20 protein-coding genes are annotated in these 23694 nt (G+C 65.7%); 5 read left to right on the top strand and 15 right to left on the bottom strand.

Translation table 11 applies throughout. The annotated features are described in order from the left end of the window. Nucleotides 1-24: 24 nt before the first annotated feature. The 13 genes from DDZ17_RS19795 to gyrA all read right to left on the bottom strand — a co-directional run bounded on the left by DDZ17_RS19795 (nt 25) and on the right by gyrA (nt 14266). Complete coding sequence (locus DDZ17_RS19795; RefSeq protein ID WP_157976747.1) at nt 25-954, bottom strand: NAD-dependent epimerase/dehydratase family protein; 930 nt, start codon at nt 952-954, stop codon at nt 25-27. 103 nt (nt 955-1057) lie between these two features. After that, entirely contained in the window at nt 1058-1426 is a 369-nt protein-coding gene (locus DDZ17_RS19790; RefSeq protein WP_116368714.1) for a ComEA family DNA-binding protein, read from the bottom strand. Between the two features lie 103 nt (nt 1427-1529). Next, on the bottom strand, nt 1530-2219 hold the full coding sequence (pyrF, locus tag DDZ17_RS19785) for an orotidine-5'-phosphate decarboxylase (protein ID WP_116368713.1): 690 nt from the start codon (nt 2217-2219) through the stop codon (nt 1530-1532). 21 nt (nt 2220-2240) lie between these two features. Next, a complete protein-coding gene (lapB, locus tag DDZ17_RS19780; protein ID WP_241505972.1) occupies nt 2241-3461 on the bottom strand; it encodes a lipopolysaccharide assembly protein LapB in 1221 nt (406 codons plus the stop codon). Continuing rightward, complete coding sequence (locus DDZ17_RS19775; protein WP_116368754.1) at nt 3451-3756, bottom strand: LapA family protein; 306 nt, start codon at nt 3754-3756, stop codon at nt 3451-3453. The genes lapB and DDZ17_RS19775 overlap by 11 nt, the downstream gene beginning before the upstream one ends. 69 nt (nt 3757-3825) lie before the next feature. Further along, nucleotides 3826-4122: an integration host factor subunit beta gene (gene ihfB, locus DDZ17_RS19770; protein WP_116368712.1), complete on the bottom strand. Its 297-nt coding sequence runs from the start codon at nt 4120-4122 to the stop codon at nt 3826-3828. A 143-nt stretch (nt 4123-4265) separates the two neighbouring features. Next, a complete protein-coding gene (rpsA, locus tag DDZ17_RS19765; RefSeq protein ID WP_116368711.1) occupies nt 4266-5942 on the bottom strand; it encodes a 30S ribosomal protein S1 in 1677 nt (558 codons plus the stop codon). A gap of 167 nt (nt 5943-6109) precedes the next feature. Next, a complete protein-coding gene (cmk, locus tag DDZ17_RS19760) occupies nt 6110-6790 on the bottom strand; it encodes a (d)CMP kinase (RefSeq protein WP_206613600.1) in 681 nt (226 codons plus the stop codon). Further along, the gene (aroA, locus tag DDZ17_RS19755) at nt 6790-8091 is read right to left on the bottom strand and encodes a 3-phosphoshikimate 1-carboxyvinyltransferase (RefSeq protein WP_116368709.1); all 1302 of its coding nucleotides are present in this window, start codon (nt 8089-8091) and stop codon (nt 6790-6792) included. The genes cmk and aroA overlap by 1 nt, the downstream gene beginning before the upstream one ends. Before the next feature lie 35 nt (nt 8092-8126). After that, nucleotides 8127-9029 carry a prephenate dehydrogenase/arogenate dehydrogenase family protein gene (locus DDZ17_RS19750; protein WP_116368708.1) on the bottom strand — a complete coding sequence of 301 codons (903 nt, stop codon included), beginning with the start codon at nt 9027-9029 and terminating at the stop codon, nt 8127-8129. A gap of 32 nt (nt 9030-9061) precedes the next feature. Continuing rightward, nucleotides 9062-10180 carry a prephenate dehydratase gene (gene pheA, locus DDZ17_RS19745; protein ID WP_116368707.1) on the bottom strand — a complete coding sequence of 373 codons (1119 nt, stop codon included), beginning with the start codon at nt 10178-10180 and terminating at the stop codon, nt 9062-9064. Nucleotides 10181-10262: 82 nt separating this feature from the next. Beyond that, nucleotides 10263-11342: a 3-phosphoserine/phosphohydroxythreonine transaminase gene (serC, locus tag DDZ17_RS19740; RefSeq protein ID WP_116368706.1), complete on the bottom strand. Its 1080-nt coding sequence runs from the start codon at nt 11340-11342 to the stop codon at nt 10263-10265. 272 nt (nt 11343-11614) lie between these two features. After that, nucleotides 11615-14266, bottom strand: coding sequence for a DNA gyrase subunit A (gene gyrA / locus DDZ17_RS19735; protein ID WP_116368705.1), 2652 nt, complete (start codon nt 14264-14266; stop codon nt 11615-11617). Nucleotides 14267-14614: 348 nt separating this feature from the next. Between gyrA and DDZ17_RS19730 the strand changes: the two genes are divergently transcribed. The 5 genes from DDZ17_RS19730 to DDZ17_RS19710 all read left to right on the top strand — a co-directional run bounded on the left by DDZ17_RS19730 (nt 14615) and on the right by DDZ17_RS19710 (nt 19333). After that, the gene (locus DDZ17_RS19730) at nt 14615-15979 is read left to right on the top strand and encodes a TRZ/ATZ family hydrolase (RefSeq protein WP_116368704.1); all 1365 of its coding nucleotides are present in this window, start codon (nt 14615-14617) and stop codon (nt 15977-15979) included. After that, entirely contained in the window at nt 15976-16746 is a 771-nt protein-coding gene (gene ubiG / locus DDZ17_RS19725; protein WP_116368703.1) for a bifunctional 2-polyprenyl-6-hydroxyphenol methylase/3-demethylubiquinol 3-O-methyltransferase UbiG, read from the top strand. Before DDZ17_RS19730 ends, ubiG begins: the two co-directional genes overlap by 4 nt. A gap of 7 nt (nt 16747-16753) precedes the next feature. Continuing rightward, complete coding sequence (locus tag DDZ17_RS19720; RefSeq protein WP_116368702.1) at nt 16754-17452, top strand: HAD family hydrolase; 699 nt, start codon at nt 16754-16756, stop codon at nt 17450-17452. A 248-nt stretch (nt 17453-17700) separates the two neighbouring features. Beyond that, entirely contained in the window at nt 17701-18465 is a 765-nt protein-coding gene (locus DDZ17_RS19715; RefSeq protein WP_241505971.1) for a YciK family oxidoreductase, read from the top strand. After that, on the top strand, nt 18452-19333 hold the full coding sequence (locus DDZ17_RS19710) for a serine hydrolase (protein ID WP_116368700.1): 882 nt from the start codon (nt 18452-18454) through the stop codon (nt 19331-19333). The genes DDZ17_RS19715 and DDZ17_RS19710 overlap by 14 nt, the downstream gene beginning before the upstream one ends. Here the strand turns inward: DDZ17_RS19710 and DDZ17_RS19705 are convergent. Together DDZ17_RS19705 and DDZ17_RS19700 are read right to left on the bottom strand one after the other, a co-directional pair. Further along, on the bottom strand, nt 19305-20642 hold the full coding sequence (locus tag DDZ17_RS19705; protein WP_157976746.1) for a serine hydrolase: 1338 nt from the start codon (nt 20640-20642) through the stop codon (nt 19305-19307). The genes DDZ17_RS19710 and DDZ17_RS19705 overlap by 29 nt on opposite strands. Beyond that, nucleotides 20639-23653, bottom strand: coding sequence for a PEP/pyruvate-binding domain-containing protein (locus tag DDZ17_RS19700; protein WP_116368698.1), 3015 nt, complete (start codon nt 23651-23653; stop codon nt 20639-20641). Before DDZ17_RS19700 ends, DDZ17_RS19705 begins: the two co-directional genes overlap by 4 nt. Nucleotides 23654-23694 lie beyond the last annotated feature (41 nt).

Raw genomic sequence — 23694 nt, 5'->3', positions numbered from 1 at the left:
CAATCAAACCCGGCAGCGCCACGCTCACCGGCCACTCACCAGGCTGGCCGCCACATCGGCAAAGCTTTGCTGTGCCCGCCAGCCGGTTGCCTTGCGCAGGGCGCTCGCATCATAGGTTTCCGCTGCGAACAGTTTGCCGGCGGTACTGCCACCCACCTCGCCGCGCAGACGGTCGACGCAGTGGCAAGCCAGCCGCCACAGGGCCCGTGGCAGGCACTGCCGACCTGGCGCGAGCCCGCGGGCGCTGCGCAGGGCATCGTACATGCCCCGTGCCGAGTTCGGCCGCTCATCGGCCACAATCCAGGTGTGGGTGCCTGCGGGGGCGCCATCCAGCAACAACATGACCAGCGCTACCAGGTCAGGCAGGCTCACCATGGAGCGCTGCCCTCCCTCGGGCGGGCGCAGCGCCCAGTAACGCGACAGCTGCGCCAGCAAGCGCAGGTTCGCCTTGGGGGCTTCTCCGTAAACCAGGCAGGGGCGTAGGACAATTAAGTCCATCGACCCGCCTGCGCACACCTGCGCCAGGGCCAGTTCCGCCTCCCGCTTGGAGCGCCCGTAGGCGTCCACCGGCAGGGTAAGGTCGCCCTCTGCCCGCGGCGCCGGGCCGGGCGAAGGGCCCATGGCCTTGACGCTACTGAAATAGATAAAACGGTGCACCCCGGCCGCCTGCGACGCCCTGGCCAGGGCCAGCGTAGCGTCGACATTCACCTGGCTGTACACCGCCGGCGCTGCATGCTGGTGAGCAACCCCCGCCAGGTGCACCACCGTGCCGATACCGGCAAGGCGCTCAACACTCGGGGCCATCAGATCCATGGCGTGGATCGGCGAGCCGCCCGGCAGTGTGGCCGCACGACGACTGGTGGCAGCAAAGGCCCGCCCGGCATTCGCCAGCTGCGCGCAGAGTGCACGGCCGATAAAGCCGCTGGCGCCGGTTACCAGGCACGGCGGCTGCACTTGCTGATGATGCGTGAGTACCACGGGTTCCTCGGAAGCCTCTGAAAAAGCCCCGAAAACAAAACGGGGGCCGAAGCCCCCACATGATACGGATGCGCCAGACCTATTCCAGCGTTATTACCGCGCGATTGCGGTCCAGGGTGGCGGGGCCAATGCCCTTCACTTCGGTTAGTTCATCCACCGATTTGAAGGGCCCATACATTTCGCGGTAGCGCACGATTTCCTCGGCGCGGGTGAGCCCCACCCCCTTGAGTTGTGCCGCCAGTGTCGCGGCATCGGCGCTGTTGATGTTGACCGCCGGCGCCGTGGCGGCGGCAGCGGGTGCGTCCTGGGCGCTGCCCGGGGCGGGCAGCAACAGACCCGCCACTGCGGCCAGCGCCAGCAGGCTGGCAAAAGAGGTGGCTCTGATGTGCGTTACCAAACGGCGAACAAAGGAATCAGACGTCGCTTGAGCGGGGTATAAGTGCTTCATGGCGTAATCTCCGTTTACTCGGCTGCATCCGTGCAGACATCCGTATCACGGTGGAGACTAGCAGCGGCTTCCGCCACTCGCCCGCCAGCGGGCGTATTTGATGTTACGGCAGCTCGGCGTGCACGCGCTGCATCGCTGCCAGCGGGTCTGTGGCGCCGGTGATGGAGCGCCCGATCACCAGGTAGTCCGCCCCCTTTGCCAAAGCATCGGCCGGCGTGACCACCCGCCGCTGGTCGCCGGCGGCGTCGCCGGCCAGGCGAATACCGGGGGTGACCAGGCAGAAGTCATTGCCGCGGCTGGCCCGCAACTGGGGCGCCTCCAGCGCCGAACACACCACCCCGTCCAGGCCGCAATCCTGGGCCAAGGCAGCCAGCTTCTGCACCCGGACGGCGGCACCGTCACTGTCACCCAGCTCTCGCAGGTCTTCATCGGTCATGCTGGTCAGCACGGTCACGGCAATCAGCAGCGGCCGTTGGCCGGCACCCGCAAGGGCGTCTACGGCGGCCTCCATCATCCGCCGGCCACCACTGGCATGAACGTTGACCATCCATACACCGAGGCCAGCGGCGGCACGCACAGCGCCGGCCACGGTGTTGGGGATGTCGTGAAATTTGAGGTCCAGAAAAATATCAAAACCCAGCCGCTGCAGCTGCTCAACCAGGGCCGGGCCGCCGCGGGTAAAGAGCTCTTTACCCACCTTCAGGCGACACAGTTCGGGGGTCAGGCGCTCAGCCAGGGCCAGGGCATCGGCAGTATTGTCGTAGTCGAGCGCCACGAGAACAGGGCTGGTCATGGGGTTTCCTCTTGCTGGGTATCAGTCGACGCGCGTGCCGCGAATGGCTTTGATGGTGCCCCAGTGCTTGCAGCCGGGGCAGTACCAGTGCAGCTGGCGGCCGGCAAAGCCGCAGTGCCCACAGCGGTAGGCCGGGCGCTCGGCAATCAGGCGCTCCACCAGCACCTGCAGCAGGCCGAGGTTGTCGCGCACTTTGCCGCCGGCCTCGTCCATCTGCAGGCTGATCAGGCGCGCCAGCCCGCGCAGCGACGGCCGCTCGGCAAGCTGTCGGGACAAAAACTCCGCCGCGGCATCTACGCCCTCTGCGCTGCGCAGGTCTTCCGCCACCGCCAGCACCAGCGGCGCGGTAGGGTTGGCGGCAAGGCAGTCTTTCAAGTAGTTGCGTAGCGCCCGGGTATCGCCAAGTTCCTGGTAACACTTGCGCAGGGTGGCGATGGTCTCGGGGATGAATTCCGGGTCCTGCTGGCGCACCCGGCGCAGGGCCTTCACGGCCTGCTTGATGTTGCCCGCAGCGTATTCCACCTCGCCCTGCATGATGGAGGCGCGCACGCACTGCTTGTCCTGCAACAGCGCTTGCTGCAGGTATTTGCCCGCGTCCGTCAGCCGACCTTCGGCCTGGCAGTCGCTGGCCAGTTCACAGTAATAGTGGGCCAGCGCAATGCTCACTGGCTGGCCGCCGGCCCCATCGGGCTCTCGCGGCGCGCTGCCTCCCAGCAGGGATTTACGCGGCAGCAGCTGGGTAGCGATATCGATGGCCTGGGGCCACTCGCGCTCGCTCTGGTAAATCTCCAACAGGTGACGCTGGGCAGCGCGGCGCTGCTCGGGGGATTCCTTGAGCAGGTCCAGCAGCAGGCGCTCGGCGCGATCAAGCAGGCCGGCGCTGATGTAATCCCGGGCCAGTTCCAGATGAGCCTGGTGCACCTGGGGGCGCGGCAGGCTGGGCCGGGCCAGCAGGTTCTGGTGAATACGAATGGCCCGATCCACCTCGCCCCGCTTGCGCAGCAGGTTGCCAAGGGCAATGTGGGTCTCCAGGGTTTCGCTGTTGACCTCCAAGGCATTGATGAAGGCATCCACCGCGCCATCGGGTCGCCCGTCCAGCAGGTAGTTGAGGCCGCGATAGTACTGGCTGGGCAAGTCGATGCGGGAACCGCCACCGGCACTGTGCACACTGCGCCGCCCCAGCAGCCAGCCTATGCCAATGGCGGCAACCAGTATGGCCAGCAGCAGCAGGTCAATCGCCACTGCTGAGTCCCGCGGTACGCAGGCGATCCAGTTCGGTATTGGCGCGCTGTAGCTGGCGGTTGGTGTTGGCCCGGCTGGTGCGCAACTTGAGGATGACCACACTGGAGGCCAGCATGCCGGCCACGCCCCCAAGCGCAAAGGCGGCCAGCACCCACAGGGCCAGGCTATGGGGAGCAAAGGTGTAGACCAGCAGGTCCAGGGCCACCGGCTCCTTGTTTTGCAGGGCGAACAGTACGCCCACGGCCAGCATGGCCAGGACCAACAGGAGGATGATGACTTTGCGCAGCAGTTTCATGGCGGTGTCCGGTACAAAAAAGGCGGCATGATCAGCTGCGATCATACCGCCTGTTGTGGCTGTGGCAATTCAGAGTCCGGCCTGCAGGCCGAGATTGACGCGCTCCCGGAGCTCTTTGCCAGGCTTGAAATGAGGTACGTACTTGCCAGTGAGCTCCACCGTATCGCCGGTTTTGGGATTGCGCCCCCGGCGCGGCTCGCGGTAGTGGAGGGAGAAGCTGCCGAAGCCGCGAATCTCAATGCGCTCGCCCACCGCCAGGGCCTGAGACATGTGCTCAAGGATGGTCTTTACCGCCAGTTCCACGTCCTTGGAGGACAGCTGGGACTGCCGGGCGGATATGGTTTCTATCAATTCGCTCTTGGTCATTCTGCCTCCGGCACAGAGGGTCTCTTATTACGCCAGCGCGCGCTCCCGGTTATTTTAGCGTCCGCGACCAATTGCGCAAGTTGTTATTTTTTAACGAAAAAAGGGCCCCGAAGGGCCCTTTTCATACAGCGTGAGCGCTATGCTCAGGACTGTTCGTTCATCTGCGCCTTGATCAGGTCGCCGATGGTGCCGGGCGAAGCCGCTCCGTCCTGGTCTTTCAGGGACTTCACTGCTTCCTGCTCGTCGTCGTAGTCCTTGGCCTTCACGGACAGGCCCACAACGCGGTTTTTGCGATCAACAGAGATGATTTTGGCTTCCACGCTGTCGCCCACCTTGAAGGAGTTGCGAGCATCTTCAACGCGATCACGGCTGATGTCGGAGGCTTTCAGAACGCCCTCCACTTCATCGGCCAGCTTGATGATCACGGCCTTGGGCTCAACTTCCACCACTTCGCCGGTCACCACGGTGCCGCGGTCGAACTCGGATACGTAGTCAGTGAAGGAGTCGCCCTCCAGCTGCTTGATACCCAGGGAGATGCGCTCGCGCTCCGGGTCGATGGACAGGATGACGGTTTCGATCTCGTCGCCCTTCTTGTAGTTGCGCACAGCCTCTTCGCCAGCTTCGTTCCAGCTGATGTCGGACAGGTGCACCAGGCCATCGATGTTGCCTTCCAGACCGATGAAGATACCGAAGTCGGTGATCGACTTGATGCTGCCGGAGATCTTGTCGCCCTTGCTGTAAGTGGCGGCAAAGGCATCCCAGGGGTTCTGCTGGCACTGCTTGATACCCAGGGAGATACGGCGACGCTCTTCGTCGATATCCAGAACCATCACCTCTACCTCGTCGCCCAGCTGGACGATCTTGGAGGGGTGAACGTTCTTGTTGGTCCAGTCCATTTCGGACACGTGTACCAGGCCTTCCACGCCCTCTTCCAACTCGGCGAAGCAGCCGTAGTCGGTGAGGTTGGTAACGCGCGCCTTGACGCGGCTGCCTTCGGGGTAGCGACCGGTGATTTCAACCCACGGATCTTCACCCAGTTGCTTGAGACCCAGGGAAACACGGTTGCGCTCGCGGTCGAACTTGAGCACCTTGACTTCGATTTCCTGGCCCACTTCCACGATTTCGGAAGGATGCTTGATGCGCTTCCAGGCCATGTCGGTAATGTGCAGGAGGCCGTCTACGCCACCCAGGTCGACGAACGCGCCGTAGTCGGTCAGGTTCTTCACGATACCCTTGATGGTCATGCCCTCTTGCAGGGCTTCCAGCAGGGCTTCGCGCTCTTCGGAGTTGGCCGCTTCCATCACCGCGCGACGGGAAACCACAACGTTGTTGCGCTTCTGATCCAGCTTGATGACCTTGAATTCCAGGTCTTTGCCTTCCAGGTGGGTGGTTTCGCGTACAGGGCGCACATCCACCAGCGAACCGGGCAGGAAGGCGCGGATGGAGTTGATGTCGACCGTAAAGCCGCCCTTGACCTTGCCATTGATGACGCCGGTAACCACTTCGTCGGCTTCGTGCGCGGCTTCCAGGTCTTTCCAGGCCTCGGCGCGCTTGGCTTTTTCACGGGACAGTTTGGTCTCACCGAAACCGTCTTCCACGGTTTCCAGTGCCACCTGTACTTCATCGCCAATGCTCAGGCTGCATTCGCCAGCAGCATCGGTGAACTGGGCACGAGGAATCACGCCTTCGGACTTCAGGCCCGCGTGGACGGTGACCCACTCGTTATCAATGTCGATCACAACACCGGTGACAATGCTGCCCGGCTCCATCTCGACAGTTTTCAGACTCTCTTCGAAAAGTTCAGCGAAAGATTCGCTCATTACACATTACCTGTAGAAAGTGATACGGCGCTGTAGCGCCTGCACCGCGCCGCCAGCCGGCCCGGGTCAATAAAAAAACCTGTGCGCGGGCCTCTTCTGGACCGGCCCGGCGCTCAGTTTGTTACCGCTCAAAAGGGATTTTTGCAGCCGTTAGCGCAAAATGCCGCCTACTTCAGGCCTTTTGCCGCCACTTCCCTCATCACCGCCGCAAACACCTCAGCCACCGGAGTGGCGGTGCTGTCGATCACGACGGCGTCCTTCGCGGGGAGCAGGGGAGCGACCGTGCGCTGACTGTCGCGCGCGTCCCGCTCCTCGATGTCCTCGAGAAGGCGCGGGAGACTAACACTTTCTCCCTTGGCTAGCAACTGATCGAATCGGCGCCGGGCCCGCTCTTCGGCGGAGGCGGTGAGGAAGATTTTCAGCGGGGCATCGGGGAATACCACCGTGCCCATGTCCCGCCCGTCGGCCACCAGCCCGGGCGGGCGCAGGAATTCGCGCTGGCGCGCCAGCAGGGCCTGGCGCACCGCGGGAATGGCCGCCACGGTAGAGGCGCCGCGGCCGCCCTCCTCGGTGCGGATGGCCCGGCTGACATCCTGCCCTTTATAGGCCACCAGGATTTCACCGGAGTCGGCGGCGCTGAAGCGCACGTCTAGGTGCCGGGCCACGCGGGTCACGGCATCGTGATCCTCCCAGCTCACCCCTTCGATGACACAGGCCTGTCCGGTCACCCGGTACAGGGCGCCGCTGTCGAGAAAGTGCCAGCCCAGTTCTTCTGCCAGCAAATGGCTGATAGTGCCCTTGCCCGCACCGCTGGGGCCGTCAACCGTGATGACCGGGGCGCTGGCCATCAGTCCGCCAGGGCCGAAACTTGCAGCCCGAGGCCGCGCGCCAGGGCATCAAAGCCGGGGAAGGAGGTGGCCACATGGTCGCAGTCCAGCACGCGGATTTCCTGCTCGGCGCGCAGGGCGGCGATGGCAAAGGCCATGGCAATGCGGTGGTCGTGGTAGGTATGGATAACCCCGCCGCCCAGCGTTCCGCCTTCGATGATGATGCCGTCGTCCAGCACCTCGTTCTTGACGCCAAGCGTGGTGAGCCCTTCTGCCATGGCGGCTATGCGGTCGCTTTCCTTGACCCGCAGTTCCTCGGCGCCACGCAGCACAGTGCGCCCCTCGGCGCAGGCGGCGGCAATGAACAGGGCCGGGAATTCATCAATGGCCAGGGGCACCTGGTCCTCGGGGATGTCGATACCCTTGAGGGGCGCATAGCGCACACGGATATCCGCCACCGGCTCGCCACCGACCTCGCGCTCGTGCTTGAGCTGGATGTCGGCGCCCATCAGGGTCAGGATGTTGATCACGCCGATGCGGGTGGGGTTGATGCCGACGTGGGTCAGCAGCAGGTCGGAGCCCGGGGCGATGCTGGCCGCCACCAGGAAGAAGGCGGCGGAGGAGATGTCCGCCGGCACGTCGATTTCCGCCCCCTGCAGGCAACCGCCGCCGGCCAGGCTGATCACGCCGTTGTCGTTCTTCACGTCGTAACCAAAGCCGCGCAGCATGCGCTCGGTGTGGTCGCGGGTCGGCGCCGGCTCGGTCACCGAGGTGCGCCCCTCAGCATACAGCCCGGCCAGCAGCACACAGGATTTTACCTGAGCAGAGGCCATGGGCAGGTCGTAGTGGATCCCCTTCAGGGCCTGGCCGCCGGCGATTTTCAGGGGCGGCTTGCCGTCGGTGCCGCTGATCCGGGCGCCCATGCGGGCGAGCGGGTCCATCACCCGGCCCATGGGGCGTTTCTGCAACGAGACATCACCGGTCAGCTCCACATCAAAGCCCTGCCCCGCCAGCAAACCGGACAGCAGGCGAATGGTGGTGCCGGAGTTGCCTACGTCCAGGGCGTGCGATGGCGCCTTCAGGCCGTGCAGGCCAACGCCGTGGATTTCCACCTCGCCGTCCTCCGGCCCCTCGATACGCACCCCCATGGCACGAAAGGCGGCCACGGTGGCCAGTGCATCTTCGCCCTCCAGGAAGCCGCTGACCCGGGTGGTGCCCTCGGCCAGCGCCCCCAGCATGATGGAGCGGTGCGAGATGGACTTGTCGCCTGGCACGCGGACCTCGCCGCTCAGGGTGCCGCCGGGCATCAGTTTGAATTCCATAGCTTGTTGTTCTCCAGGCTTGTGCGGGGCGGGCGTCAGGCCTTGCGGCTGCGCGCCTCCAGCATTGCGGCGAATTCGTCCCGCGCGGTCTTGGCGCGGCTAAAGGTCTGCAGCATGGCGTCGGCGTCTTCATTGGCCACGGCGCTGCGCAGGCTGGCCAGCTGCACACTGAACTGGTCGATACTGGCCAGCACGGCGTCGCGGTTGGCAATGGCGATATCGCGCCACATCACCGGGTCCGACGAGGCGATGCGGGTAAAGTCGCGAAAGCCCCCCGCCGCGAAACGGAAAATATCGGTGCTCATCGGGCTCTGGGCCAGGGCATCCACCAGGGCATAGGCCAGCATGTGCGGCAGGTGGCTGGTGGCGGCAAGCACGGCATCGTGATCGTCCACGGCCATATCCACCACCTCGGCGCCGGTGGCCAGCCACATGTCGCGCACCAGCTGGATCGCCTGCGGGTCGTTTTCCGGCGCCGGGGTGAGAATCACCCGGTGGTTGACGAACAAGTCCTCGCGGGAGGACTCCACGCCGCTTTTTTCAGAGCCGGCGATGGGGTGGCCCAGCACCAGATTGGGCGGCATGGCGCCACAGCTGTCGATGGCCGCGCGCTGCAGGCTGCCCTTGACGCTGGCCACGTCGGTAATCACCGGCGCCCGCCCCTGCGCCGCCAGACGCGGCAGAATCTGCTCCAGCATCCGCGCGGCCACCAGGGTCGGGGTGGCCACCACAATCAGGTCGGCATCGGCCAGGGCCGCATCAAGGTCGAGGGTATAGCTGTCGATGATGCCCAGCTCCACGCCTCGCGCCAGGGATGCCTCGCGGTGCCCGTAGCCGGTGATACGCCGGCAGAAGCCACGCGCCTTCAAGGCGCGGGCCAGGGAACCGCCGATCAGGCCGAGCCCCAGGATCAGGGTGGTGTCGATACACGCTGACATAGGATTATCTGAAAACAGTCACTGGCCCGGGCCTAAAGCACGGCCCGCGGGTAGGAGCCAAGGGGTTTCAGCAGAATGGACTGCTCTTCGAGCTCGGTGACAATGGCACGAATGTTGTCGTCCTGCAAATGCCCCTCAAACTCGATGAAGAACACATAGGCCCACTTTTCCGTGCGCGACGGGCGGGTGTCGATGCGGGTCAGGCTGACACCGGCCTGGCGGAAGGGATCCAGCAGGGCGTACAGCGCCCCCGGCTTGTTGCGGCTGGAGACGATGATGGAGGTTTTGTCGCGGCCACTGGGGGGCACTTCGTCGCGCCCCACCACCAGAAAACGGGTGGTGTTATCCGCGTAGTCCTCAATGTGCTCGGCCAGTTTTTCCAGGCCGTAGAGCTCTGCCGCCATGTCGCCGGCCACCGCCGCGATACCGGGCGTAGCCGCCGCCAGGCGCGCTGCCTCGCCGTTACTGCTGACGGCTTCGCGCTCGGTGTTGGGCCAGTGCAGGTCCAACCAGTTGCGGCACTGGGCCAGGGCCTGCTGGTGGGCGCAGATTTTGGTGATGGCCATCTGCTCGGTGCCCGGCGCCACCAGCAGGTGATGCACGATGGGCATTTCCACCTCGCCGGAGATTTTCAGGCGCGAATCCATGAAGTTGTCGAGGGTGTGGCTGACCATGCCCTCGGTGGAGTTCTCCACCGGCACCACGCCGTAATTGCACTCGCCGGATTCCACCCGGGCGAACACCGCGTCAATGGTGTTCTGGGAGACCGGGATGGCCGCGTGGCCAAAGTGCTTGATGGTGGCGGCGTGGGTAAAGGTGCCCTCGGGGCCGAGGTAGGCCACTTGCAAGGGCTTTTCCAGCGCCAGACAGGCAGACATGATCTCGCGGAAAATATGGGCCACGGTCTCCCCCGCCAGGGGGCCCTCGTTGCGATCCATGATGCGCTTGAGCACCTGGGCCTCGCGCTCGGGGCGGTAGTAAACCACCTCCCCGGGGGCCTCACCGCGGTCGCTGGCCGCCTGCATCTGCTCAAGCTTGATGTCGGCCACGCGCTGGGCGCAGCCGGCCCGGCGACTGATCAGGGCCTGGATCTCACGATCGATGGCGTCGATATCGGCGCGAACTTCCTCAAGGGTGCGTTTGTCAGCCATGTGCTTTCAATTAAACCGCTACTGTTGTTGTGTTCATGCCGGCGCCCTGACGCCGGCCCCGCGTTCGGCGATGGCCTGCCAGCTAGCCGTGGCGCTGCTCAAAGTCCTGCATGAAGGCGATCAGCGCATCCACTGCATCCTCGCCCACGGCATTGTAGATGCTGGCCCGCATGCCACCCACCGAGCGGTGCCCCTTCAGGTTGAGCAGGCCCGCCGCATCGGCTTCGGCCAGGAAGGACTTGTCCAGGCTGTCGTCGGCCAGGGTGAAGGGAATGTTCATCAGCGAGCGGCTGGCCACTTCCACCGGGTTGGCGTAGAAGGCGCTGCCGTCGATGGCAGCGTAGAGCTTTTCCGCCTTGCGCCGGTTCATTGCCTCGATGGCGGTCAGGCCGCCCTGCTGCTTGAGCCAGTCGAACACCAGCCCGGCCAGGTAGAGGGCATAGGTGGGCGGCGTGTTGTACATGGAGTCGTTATCCGCGGCCACCTGCCAGTTGAGCATGGCGGGGCAGATTGCCGCCGCCCGGCCCAGCAGGTCCCGGCGCACGATGGCCAGGGTGAGGCCGGCGGGGCCGATGTTTTTCTGGGCGCCGGCGTAAATGACACCGAAATCGGACACATCGATGGGCCGGGACAGGATGGTGGAGGACATATCCGCCACCAGCGGCACAGCCACCTGCGGGGTCCAGAAGTACTCCACACCGCCGATGGTTTCGTTGGGCGTGTAGTGGAGGTAGGCGGCGTTGTTGTCCAGCTGCCAGCTGTCAAAGGCTGGAATGGTGCTGAAGTTGGTGTCTTCCGAGGAGGCAACCACATTCACCGCGCCGTAGCGCTTGGCCTCGGCGATGGCTTTCTTCGACCACTGCCCGGTGTTGACGTAGTCGGCGCTTGTTTTGTCGCCCAGCAGGTTGAGGGGAACGGCGGAAAACTGGGTGCTGGCGCCGCCCTGCAGAAACAGCACGGCGTAGTCGCCGGAGATGTCCAGCAGTTCGCGCAGGGTGGCCTCGGCGCGCTCGGCAATGCCGACAATTTCGGGGCTGCGGTGGCTCATTTCCATGATGGACAGGCCGCTGCCCTGCCAGTCGAGCATTTCATCACGGGCGGTTTGCAGGACGGCTTCCGGAAGGGCGGCGGGGCCGGCGCAGAAGTTGTATTTGCGGGTCATTGACTTTGGGTTCCCTACATCACCATGGTTGGGTGGAAAACGGTTAATGCCGATTACTGTATTGCTGATCTGTATTGCCTGTGCGGATTGCGACTCGGTAGTCCGGCGCGCCCCCGGCAGGGAGGGTTCCGGGACACGCCGTGAACCCATCCATGGGGGCTTGTGTTCGGCATGCCCATAAACAGGGGCAGACTCTCCGTGCCTCACACAGCCCCTTCACTCTCCCCGCCGGGAGCACACCTGGCACCGGGCCAGGGTCCACGTGAACCTAACTAGTCATCGTTGTCGTCAGATTCCGCGGGATCAATGGCAGCACTGTCACCCTCAGGCGGAGAATCTGCAGCGGATTCGCCAGCTTCAAGCTCGCCTTCCAGCGCTTCCACCACCTCATCCTCATCCGGCTCCTCGATACGCTCCACACCCACCAGGAATTCGCCGTCCTTGGTGCGGATGATGCGCACGCCCTGGGTGTTGCGGCCGAGTTCAGAGACTTCGTCGGCGCGGGTGCGCACCAGGGTGCCCTGGTTGGAGATGAGCATGAGCTGGTCGCCCTCGAACACCTGCACGGCGCCAACCAGGCTGCCGTTGCGCTCGGTGGTGGCCATGGCGATAAGCCCTTTGGTGCCGCGCCCCTTGGTGGGAAATTCGGTGACCGCCGTGCGCTTGCCGTAGCCGTTCTCGGAGGCGGTCAGCACGCGGCCGCCCTCTTTGGGAATGATGAGGGAGAGCATTTTGTGCCCCTCACCCAGGGTGATGCCGCGCACGCCCTTGGCGGTGCGGCCCATGGCGCGCACGTGGGTCTCACTGAAGCGCACGGCCTTGCCCTCGGAGGAGAACAGCATAATGTCGTTCTCGCCGTTGGTGATGGCGGTCCCTACCAGCACGTCGCCCTCTTCCAGTTCCAGCGCGCGCAGGCCCACGCTGCGGGGGCGGGAGAAGTCCGGCAGGGCAGTTTTCTTCACGGTGCCGTTGGCGGTGGCCATGAAGATGTAATAGCCCTCGGTGTATTCATTCACCGGCAGGATGGAGGTCACCCGTTCGTCGTCTTCCAGCGGCAGCAGGTTGACCATGGGGCGGCCACGGGAGTTTCGCCCGGCCAGCGGAATCTGGTAGACCTTGAGCCAGTACACCTTGCCCATGTTGGTAAAGCAGAGGATGTTGGCGTGGGTGCTGGCAATCAGCAGGTGTTCGACAAAGTCCTCGTCTTTCACCGCCAGGGCCGACTTGCCCATGCCGCCACGGCGCTGGGCCTGGTAGTCGGACAGGGGCTGGGTTTTGGCATAGCCACCATGGGAGATGGTCACCACCCGGTCTTCCTCGGTGATGAGGTCTTCCACGGTCAAATCGTGCTGGGACGCGGTGATCTCGGTCAGGCGCTCGTCGCCGTACTCGGTCACAATTTCTTCCAGCTCTTCGCGGATCACCAGCTTCAGGCGGTCCGGGTCGGCGAGGATTTCCAGGTAATCGGCAATCTCGGCCAGTTTTTCCCCGTACTCGTTCAGCAGTTTTTCGTGCTCCAGCCCCGTCAGGCGGTGCAGGCGCAAATCGAGAATGGCCTGGGCCTGGGCCGGCGACAGGTGGTATTTGCCCTCGCGCAGGCCGTACTGGGGCTCCAGGTCTTCGGGGCGGCAGGCGTCGTCGCCGGCGCGCTCGAGCATGGCGGTGACATCACCCGGCTCCCAGGCTTGGGCAATGAGTTTTTCCTTTGCCTCAGCGGAACTGGGGCTGGCCTTGATCAGCTCGATCACCGGGTCGATGTTGGCCAGCGCAATGGCCAGGCCCTCAAGAATGTGGCCCCGCTCGCGGGCCTTGCGCAGCAGGTAAATGGTGCGACGGGTCACCACCTCGCGGCGGTGGCGGATGAAGGCCTCGATGATTTCCTTGAGATTCAGCACCTTGGGCTGGCCATCCACCAGCGCCACCATGTTGATGCCAAACACGCTCTGCAGCTGGGTCTGGGCGTAGAGATTGTTGAGGACCACGTCCCCCATCTCGCCCCGGCGCAGTTCGATCACCACGCGCAGGCCGTCCTTGTCGGACTCGTCGCGCAGCTCGGTAATGCCCTCGATCTTCTTCTCTTTCACCAGCTCGGCAATGCGCTCGATCAGGCGCGCCTTGTTCAGCTGGTAGGGAATCTCGTGGACGATGATGGTGTCCTTGCCCTTCTTCTCGTCGGTGATCACCTCAGCCTTGGCACGCACGTAAATGCGGCCGCGACCAGTGCGGTAGGCCTGGATGATGCCGGCGCGGCCATTGATGATGGCGCCAGTGGGGAAATCGGGGCCGGGGATGTGCTCCATCAGCTCATCCACCGTGATGTCCGGGTTGCCCAGCAGGGCCAGGCAGCCGCTCACCACTTCGCGCAGGTTGTGGGGCGGAATGTTGGTGGCCATGCCCACGGCAATGCCGGAGGACCCGTTTACCAGCAGGTTAGGCACCCGGGTGGGCAGAACCGCGGGAATGCGCTCGGTGCCGTCGTAGTTGTCGACGAAGTCCACCGTCTCCTTGTCGAGATCCGCCAGCATGGCGTGGGAGATCTTGCGCATGCGGATTTCGGTATAACGCATGGCGGCGGCGTTGTCGCCGTCGATGGAGCCGAAGTTGCCCTGCCCGTCCACCAGCATGTAGCGCATGGAAAAGGGCTGGGCCATGCGCACGATGGTATCGTACACCGCGGAATCACCGTGGGGGTGGTACTTACCGATAACGTCACCCACCACGCGGGCAGACTTTTTGTAGGCCTTGTTCCAGTCGTTGCTCAGCTCGTTCATGGCAAACAACACGCGCCGGTGCACCGGCTTGAGGCCGTCCCGCACATCCGGCAGGGCGCGCCCGACAATCACACTCATGGCGTAGTCGAGGTACGACTGTTTCAGCTCGTCCTCGATATTGACGGGCAGTATCTCTTTGGCTAATTCACCCATTTACAGCGAATTCCTTCAGCGAAAAGCGAGGTTTTATTCTCGGCGCGGAGGCAGGCCCGGGCGCACGATCGCAGCCCCCGGTTGGCGCAGCAAGGCCCCCGACGCAAACCGCCGATTATACGGAAGAACCCCCCCAGCCGCCATGTTTTTGCCGTTTGGCGCCCCGGGCCGGGCGGTGGGGCGACATTTGCGGTTATACTGGCGCGCCGGCGCCTGGCGGGCCCCTCTCCCGGCGCGCTGTGGCGCGCCCTGGCGAGCCCCAAGCAAGCCCCAGGCACGACGAAGCGCCTGCTTTTAAACCCATTTTCGACCAGGCTTGGCTGCGCCGATGCGGCCGAAGACAAACACATGAGCAGCCCCCCAAAGCCCCAGAACCGCCCTGACGAGCCCATTGCGGACACCCTCATCCACCCCGAGTGGATCATTCCCGTGCGCCCGGCGGGAGCGGTGTTTGGCGGCTACAGCCTGGCCATTCGCGACGGCCGTATTGCCGCCCTGGGGCCCCGGGCCACCTTTGCCGGCTGGCAGGCGCAAGAGGTAGTGGAGCTGCCCGGGCAGGTCCTGCTGCCCGGCCTGATCAATGCCCACGGCCACGCCGCCATGAGCCTGCTGCGCGGCTACGCCGACGACAAGGCCCTGATGCCCTGGCTGGAGGAGCACATCTGGCCCGCCGAGGCCGCCCACGTCAGCGCCGAGTTCGTCACCGACGGCACCGAGTTGGCCATGGCCGAGATGATCCGCAGCGGCACCACCACCTTCAGCGATATGTACTTCTTTCCGGAAGCCACCGCCGCTGCGGTGCAGGCGGCGGGCATGCGCTGCCAGCTGTCCATCCCCATTATTGGCTTTCAGACCGCCTGGGCACGCAATGCCCACGACTGCATCACCAAGGGGCTCAGCCTGCGCGACAGCCTGAAACACGATGATCGCATCACCGTGGTGTTTGGCCCCCACGCCACCTACACCGTGCCAGAGGACGACCTGGCGCAGGTGGCCACCTACAGCGCGGAGTTGGACCTGCCCATCCAGATCCACCTGCACGAAACAGCCAATGAGGTGCAACAGGCCCTGGTGGCCAGCGGCGAGCGCCCCATCGAGGCCCTCAACCGCCTCGGCCTGCTGGGCCCGCGAACCCAGTGCGTGCACATGACGGAACTCCAGCCGCAGGACATCGCGCTGCTGGCCGCCACCGGCGCCCACGTGGTGCACTGCCCGCGCTCCAACATGAAGCTGGGCTCCGGCATCTGCCCCACACAGGCGCTGCACCAGGCGGGCGTCAATCTGGCCCTGGGCTCTGACGGTGCCGCCAGCAATAACAGCCTGAACCTGTTTGCCGAAATGCAGGCGGCCGCCCTGCTGGCCAAGGTGGCCGGGCGCAACGCCAGCGCCGTGCCCGCCGCCGCGGCGCTGGAGATGGCCACCCTGGGCGGCGCCCGGGCGCTGGGCATCGACGAGCAGGTAGGCAGCCTGGAAGCCGGCAAGCTGGCGGACATCATCGCCGTCGACCTGTCCGGCCCCGCCACGCAACCGGTGCACAACCCGCTGTCGCAGGTAGTGTACGCCTGCAACGGCAGCGAAGTCAGCCACAACTGGGTGGCCGGGCGCCGCCTGTTGCGCAACGGCCAGCTCACCACCCTCAACCTCGATGCCCTCGCCAGCCGGGTTCACAACTGGCAGGGGCGCATTGCCAACCACAGGAACAGCGCGGCATGAGCCAACAGCACGCCACCAAGGACAACGGGGCCGGCAGCAGCGCCGGCACTCGCTCCCAAGCCCACTCCCCCAATGTCGACCCGGAGGAGATCGCCAAGTTCGAGGCCCTGGCCTCGCGCTGGTGGGACAGGGACAGCGAGTTTCGCCCCCTGCACGACATCAACCCCCTGCGCGCCAACTTCATCGACGAGCACTCGCCGGTGGCCGGCCAACGGCTGGTGGACGTGGGCTGCGGTGGCGGTATCCTGGCCGAGGCCATGGCCCAGCGCGGCGCCACCGTTACCGGCATCGACATGGGCGAGGCCCCACTGGCGGTGGCGCGCATCCACCAGCTGGAATCCGGCGTTGAGGTGGATTACCGCCAGAGCACGGCGGAATCACTGGCGGCCGAGGAGCCGGGGGCTTTCGACGTGGTGTGCTGCCTGGAAATGCTGGAGCACGTGCCCGACCCCGCCTCAGTGGTGGCGGCCTGCGCCGAGTTGGCTCGCCCCGGGGGCAACCTGTATTTTTCGACCATCAATCGCAACCCCAAGGCCTTCGCCTTTGCCATTGTAGGCGCCGAATACCTGCTCAAGCTGCTGCCGGCGGGCACCCACGAGTACAGCAAATTCATTAAACCCTCGGAACTGGCGGGCTGGATTCGTGACGCCGGACTGCTACTGCGGGAGAGCACCGGCCTCACCTATAACCCGCTGACCAAACACTACCGCCTGCATCCCACCGACGTGTCGGTGAACTACATGCTGCGGGCCCAGAAACCGGAGTGACCCCAGCATGCAACCCGTCACAAAACCCGGCCTAAGCGCGGGCAAGCAGCCGCTGGAAGCGGTGCTGTTCGACCTGGACGGCACCCTGATCGACACCGCCAGCGAATTTGTGGTGGTGGTGCAGGCCCTGCGCGCCGAGCACGACCTGCCGCCCATGGACGAGCTGCGCATTCGCGCCTCGGTGTCCAACGGCGCCCGCGCCCTGGTGCAGCTGGCCCTGGATATTGACGAGGCGGCGCCGGTCTTTGAGAGCAAGCGCCAGCGCCTGCTGGCTTTGTACAGCGAGGTGCTGGGCACCACCGCCACCCCCTACCCCGGCATCGCCGAGTTACTGGCGGAACTGGGTGAGCGCGGCATCGGCTGGGGCATCTCCACCAACAAGCCGCGGGCCTATACCGAGCCCCTGCTGGCCGCCCTGGCGCTTGAGCCCGCCGCCGGCAGCGTGGTGTGCCCGGACGATGTCAAGGAGCGCAAGCCGCATCCGGAATCCCTCTACCTGGCCTGCCGCCAGTTGAGCTGCAGCCCGGCGGGCACCATTTACATCGGCGATCACCGCCGCGACATCGAAGCCGGCCGCCGCGCCGGCATGCGCACCGTTGCCGCCCTGTACGGCTATATCGAGGCCGAAGACGACCCGGCCGGGTGGGGGGCGGACATTGCCGTCCAGTGCAGCACCGAGTTGCAGGGGCTGCTGTTTCAACCCTAGCGCGGCGCCCCTTATGATGGCCCTCTTAGGCTTTGCGGCAACGGGGGTATTTCCTCCGCCACGCGCCGCAGCTTAAAATGTGACCAATCCGAGGGCTGTCACGGGAACCCGCTGCCCCGTTGATGGTCTCTCCAGGCGGAAGATTCCGCCGCCCCGGGGTGCCAATGCCCCGAACCCCGCCTGCCTGGGGCAGGCACTTACGCTGTTTGCATGAATGGCCAGCCAGACGCCGGCCAGCGAGGTTTGTTTTGATTGCAAGTTCCACTGTCCCTGCCAACTTCCAGCCCGCACCTGGGGTGCTCTCGGGCAAGACGATTCTGGTCACCGGCGCCGGCGATGGCATCGGCCGCGCGGCGGCACAGGCCTACGCCGCCCACGGCGCCACCGTGATTCTGGTGGGCCGCACGGTGGCCAAGCTGGAAGCGGTCTACGATGCCATCGAGGCCGCCGGCCACCCCCAACCGGCCATCTTTCCGCTGGACTTGTCCGGCACCGACGAAAACGCCTACCGCGAGCTGGCCTTGGCGGTTGCCGAGCATTTTGATCATCTGGACGGCCTGCTGCACAACGCCAGTGTGCTGGGCGAGCGCCGCCCGCTGGAAAGCGCCACCTGGCAGGCCTGGCAGAACGTCATGCAGGTGAATGTCAACGCCACCTTCCTGCTCACCCGCCATTTGCTGCCCCTGTTGCAGCAGGCGCCCAGCGCCTCGGTGGTATTTACATCATCCGGTGTGGGTCGCCGTGGCAAGGCCTACTGGGGCGCCTACGCGGTGTCAAAGTTCGCCACCGAAGGCATGATGCAGGTGCTGGCGGCGGAACTGGAGAACACCAGCCAGGTGCGGGTCAACAGCCTCAACCCCGGTGCCACCAACACTGGCATGCGACGGGCCGCCTACCCGGCCGAGGCGCCCACCACCAACCCGGACCCGGCGGACATCATGCCTGCCTACCTCTACCTCATGAGCGATCACAGTGCCGCAGTGCACGGGCAGGCCTTCGATGCGCAACACTGACGCCTTTCGCCGCTGGCTGTTGCTGGCCCTGCTGCTACTGTCGCCCCCCCTGCTGGCACTGGATGACGAGCACAGCTGCGCCCTGAATACGGCGGAAGACCCGCAGCTGCAGCAGGCGCTGGAAGGGCTGGTCACCGACATGGGCCTGCGCGAGGCCACCGAGCGCGGCGATTTGGCCCTGTCCCTGCTGGTGTTGTCCGACCCCGAGCACCCGCGCCTGGCCCAGATCAACGGCGACGAGATGCTCTACGCCGCCAGCCTGCCCAAGATTGCCATTTTGCTGGGGGCCGCGGTGGGCATGGACGAAGGCTGGCTGAAGCCGGACCGGCACCTGCGCCAGGACATCCAGGACATGATTCGCTACTCCTGCAACGACTGCGCCAACCGGGTGCTGGACGCGGTGGGCGGCGAGCGCCTGCTGCAGGTACTGCAATCGCCCAAGTACGCGTTTTACGACCCCACCGAGGGCGGCGGCCTGTGGATGGGCAAACCCTACAGCAAGGCACCGGCCTATCACCGGGACCCGCTCAAGGGGCTCTCCCACGGCGCCACCACGTATCAGGTGGCGCGCTTCTACTGCCGTCTGCACCAGGGCGACCTGGTCAGCCCGCGGCAGGACAAGATGATGCTCAAGGCCCTCGGCCACCCGGGCATCAACCACAAGTTTGTGAAAGGGCTGGCCAAGCAGCAGGGGCTGGAGCTGTTCCGCAAATCCGGCACCTGGCAGGCCTTCCACGCTGACAGTGCCCTGGTGCGGCGCGGCAACGAGGCCTATGTGCTGGTGGCCCTGAGCCGTGACCGGGACGGCTCCGACTGGCTGGAACAACTGGCGGGGCCGATCAATGCCCTGGCCCTGAAGGGGCCGTAGCTGCATCCGCTTCCACTTTCACTTCCACTTCTGCCGGCGCCTGGCTATGGGCTTGGGTATGGCGCTGGCGCATCAGGCGGTGAATGGCGCCGCCCAGGGCCTGGTGATCCTCTGCGCCGTTGCGCTTGAGCACGTTGGACAGCACCACCGCGATGTAACGCAGGGGCCGGCCGTCGACGGTGTCCTCCACAATGGCCAGTGAGTTCATGTAGTTGTACACGTTGCCGTGGTAGGGGTGACAGGTAAAACCCGCTTCCGGCTGGCAGCGGTACAGGGAGCCCGACTTGAAGTAGACCGCCGCCTCCCGCAAGGGGGGCGCCGATGCATAGCGAATGCGGCGCTCGGTCATGTACAGCAGGCGTTTGATCTGCAGGCTGCTCCAGTCATCCACCAGCGCGCCCTGCTCCATCTTCAGCGCAAAGTTCATCAGGCCCCGGGGGCTGGCATAGCTGTTGCCGCCGCCATCCACCCGGCGTTTGCCCCCGGCGGTAAAAAAGCTGCCCTGGCGAAATTCGTCCAGCGACAGCCCGTTGTCGGTCACCGGCACCCAGAAAGTCTGCTGGAACAGGTCGGTAAGTTCGGCGCCGCTACGGCTGCTGAAAAAGGCCGGCACCTGATCCAGCGGCGGGGGATAGTCCTGCCCCAGGGCCTTCAGCATCATGGCGTCGCGCATCACCATGGCCGCTGCGCTGTTGGAACTGACCGACAGGGTCCAATCCAGGTATTCCCACAGTGAGCCTCGGTCGCCATCCTGCATGGGCCGGCGCACCAGGGTCCGGGTGGGCACGTCGAAAATACGAATGGTGTGGTGATCACTGTGGGCGAAGTCATCCGCCACCAGCTGGGCGCTGCGCAGCACGCAGGTGCGCTCGGCCGGGTCTGGCCAGGCCTCGGCCAGCGCCTGGAACAGCCCCAGGGCCGCAAGCAGTTTGCCGACACTGCCCACATTCTGGCGGTGCTCGCCCCGGTGCTCGGCGTACACCGGGTGCGCCGGGTCACTGATGTCCAGCAGGGCGATGGCGTAACTGTCGACAGGCTCCGCCTCCAGTAGCTGCAACAACTGGCCGGCCAGTTCCGCATCCGGTGCCGGCAGCCCCATAGACGGATAATCGCGCAGGCGCAGGTCCACTTCAGCGGTTGTCAGCAGGGCGCCGGGGGGTTGTTTGACATCCTGCACCAGCCCCTCGTTGGCCAGGCGCGAACCCTCTACCCGGCGGATGCCGGTGTCGGCGTAGCCATCCAGCGGATAGCCCGATGCCCCCTGTGCGGCAAGCCCCAGCAACACCACACCAAGCCATCGCAACGTCACGGTTCAGCCCCCCTGGGCACCTGGTTCAAATCCACCTGGATGGCGCCGGCATCCGCAAGACGGGACTCCATGCCCTGCAAATAGGCCACCCCCTGGGCGCGACGGCTTTCCAGGAAGGGGCGCAACTGGAACAGCCGCAGCTCTCCTTCCACAAAGCCGAATTCCACATCCGCCGGCGCCGGCGCTCCGCGCTCGTCGGTAATCGCCGGAAAACGCGCTGGCAACACCCGGGCAAAGTCCACCAGGGCGGCGATTTCCGCGGGCTGCAGCACCCGGTCGGCACCACTGGCAGGCAGTTGCCGGATGCCGCCGGCCGGGTCCGGCACCCGGCGCCAGGGCGCCGTTGCCGTGGCCAGCACGCGCACATCCCCGCCATCCAGCGGCACCCGCAGGGATTCCGCCGCCTGCCCGTCCACCGCACCGCCCAGGCCTTCGTTGACGGCCACCGAGAGCACATCCCGCCGGCCGCTGTCGATGTCCTGGGTCACCATCACGCCGGATTTGTCGGATGCCACCGACTCCAGCAGCAAAATGGAGGTATAAACGTGCTCCGGCTGGCTCATGTGCGCCTGGCGCCAGGCGAAGGCGCGGGCGGTAAAGGGCGACGCCCAGACCCGCGCGATGCTGCGCAGCAAGTTATCAAAGCCCACTACGTTGGGCAGGGTGAGGTTGAGGCCGGCTCCGGTAAAGCCGGGCAGGTCTTCCACGTTGGTGTCGGAGCGCACAAAAACGCCCGGGCCGTTCTCGCCAAAGGTGTCCCGGCAGGCCTGGCGCAGGGCCTCGCGAAAGGCCGCGCTCGGCTCGGTGGCAACCACCAGGTCGTACAGTTCGGCGCGAAAGCGCTCGGTGGCCTCGTTGCGGGCCGCGCTGCCCGCCGGCAGCTGCCCCAGCCGCGCGTAGCTCGCCTGCATCCAGTCAAACAGCGAGCCGCCACCGCCCGGGTGGGGCCGCGCCAGCACCTCCTGGAAGAACAGCCCGAAGGGAATCGCCAGGCCCCGGGATACCTGCTTCGGGAACAGGGCACGCAGCTCGCCCAGCTTGGCTGCCTTGGGGCCCACTACCCGCCCGGAATCCGTCGCGCGCAGTTGTGCCAGGGGTAGAAAGCGGCGCTCGCTCAAATCCAGCTTGTTCAGGTCCGGTTCGATCAGCACCTCCCCGGTACTGCGGCTGTCGGCAAATATGGCCGCCCAGCTGGCATCCCACAGTGACAGCTCCACCAGCCCGGAATCGCTCACCGCCAGCACCACGCGCTGGCCATCAAAGCGGGCGAGTTCGCTGTGCAGGGCCTCGTCCACGGTCACGTTGGGTATGCCGAGATTGCGCGCCAGCAGCTGCACGTGGGACAGGGGGTTGCCCTCGCCCCCGGTGAGTATGCCCGCCACCGGCGGCAGGTCTGACACGGTTTCCGGGAGCAGGTAGATGCCATCGGCCCGCAGGCTGGTGAGGTCGTCCAGGTTCACGCTGGTGTGCAAAATGCCCTGGGCCAGGCCGGGATTGAGAGCATTGAAACCCACGCCGATATCGCGGCCAAACAGGCGGTGGTGCACGCCCGCGAGGCGATTGGCATCGCGGGACAAGCCGTCCAGCACCCGGGAGAAAAACAGCAGCGGGCTGCCGCGCAGCTGGTCGGGGATGAAGTGCACTGCGCGCGGTTCGATGTCCGCCAGGGTCGCCACTGACGACTGGAACTGCATGCGAAGCGCCTGGTTGCCCCAGCCCGGCACGCGCCCTAAGTAGCGCAGCAGATCGCGGTACGCTGTGAGCGACAGGGTGTCGCCCTCTTGACCGTCGACGGTCTGGTGCACGGTTTGGTGCAGGGTCTGGTGCACTGTTTGGTGCAGGGCCTGGTGCAGGCGGGTATTGAGCAAGCCGGTGCCGTAGGCGGCATCGCCCGCCAGTGCCAGCCAGTCAAGGCGCTGGCGGCGGGTGGCAATTGCCAGCTGAGGCCCGATGTCGCCGGCGGCGCGGAAAAACTCACGCTCCAGCGCCACGCCGAGGTCCAGCAACTCCACCCGCACGGCGCTCGAGCGCACGCGCAGGAGGTGGGTGCGCAGTTGGGCCAGCAAAGTGGCACTGGCCGCCAACCGCGAAGGGGCGTCGCTATCCGGCCCCAGGGCGTCGGCGGCATCGCGCAGCAGCGCCTGCAGCCAGGGCGCCGCGGTGTAATTGTCAGCCAGGCGCTGCAGTTCCCCGGCCATGGGCTCGGCGCGGTAAACCTCGTCGATCAGCGTCGCCAACGCCAGGTAGGGCGCGCGCTGGGCTTGGGGCAGCCGGCTGGCGTAGTCCCTCACCCGCCCGGCATCGGCGCCGTCGGGGGCGCCGTGAATTTTCGCGCGCAGCTCGGCAAAGCCCGGGTCGCGATCGGCCAGCACCACGGCCTGCTCGCGCATGCGCTGCACGGCGGAGGTGGGGGTGCCATGGGGCAGCAGGCGCACTCCGGCGCGCAGGGCGGCAAAACGCGGCCCGATCCATTCGCTGCGCTGCACCATCTCGGTCAGCAGGGCCCGGCCGGCGGCATTTTCATCCTCGGCCTGTATGGCGCCGCGATAGTTGCGGGCACGCCGGAGAATCCAGCCGTCATCAACGTTAATCAGGTATTTCTCGATCAGCAGCTGGGCGTAGGCATCCACCACCGGTTCGGCGTCAAGGAAGGCGGCCGGGTCCGTCCCGGCCAGGATATTGGCAATGTAGTAGCCGCGCTCGCGCAGCTGCCGGACCTGCCCGGTCCACTCGCCGTGCTGGTAGCCGCCGCCATGCTCGCGACAGGCGAAGGGGCCGGGCGGCAGGACTTCGCCGTCGCGGCAGAACCAGCGAATACGGGTGAAGGGCCCCCGGGGGGCGTTTTTCATGGCCGCTATCCAGGCCGGATAGGGCGAGGCGAGATCCTCTGGCGCCGGGGAGGCAGTGCCAGCGCCCGGCGCAGCGGGCGCCCACAACGCCAGTGCCAGCACCGGGGCCAGGCCCCGGCGCAGCGCTGCCCACGTCCCGCGCAGTGCAACTGCAACTTTCATGACCACCCCGTACTGCGTGCCGGCCGGCTGCGCGGGAGGTG

Source organism: Parahaliea mediterranea, assembly GCF_003402235.1.
In the GTDB taxonomy this organism is placed as follows: domain Bacteria; phylum Pseudomonadota; class Gammaproteobacteria; order Pseudomonadales; family Halieaceae; genus Parahaliea; species Parahaliea mediterranea.
Note: the sequence above shows the minus strand (reverse complement) of the source record. Positions and strands in the feature narration are given on the sequence as shown.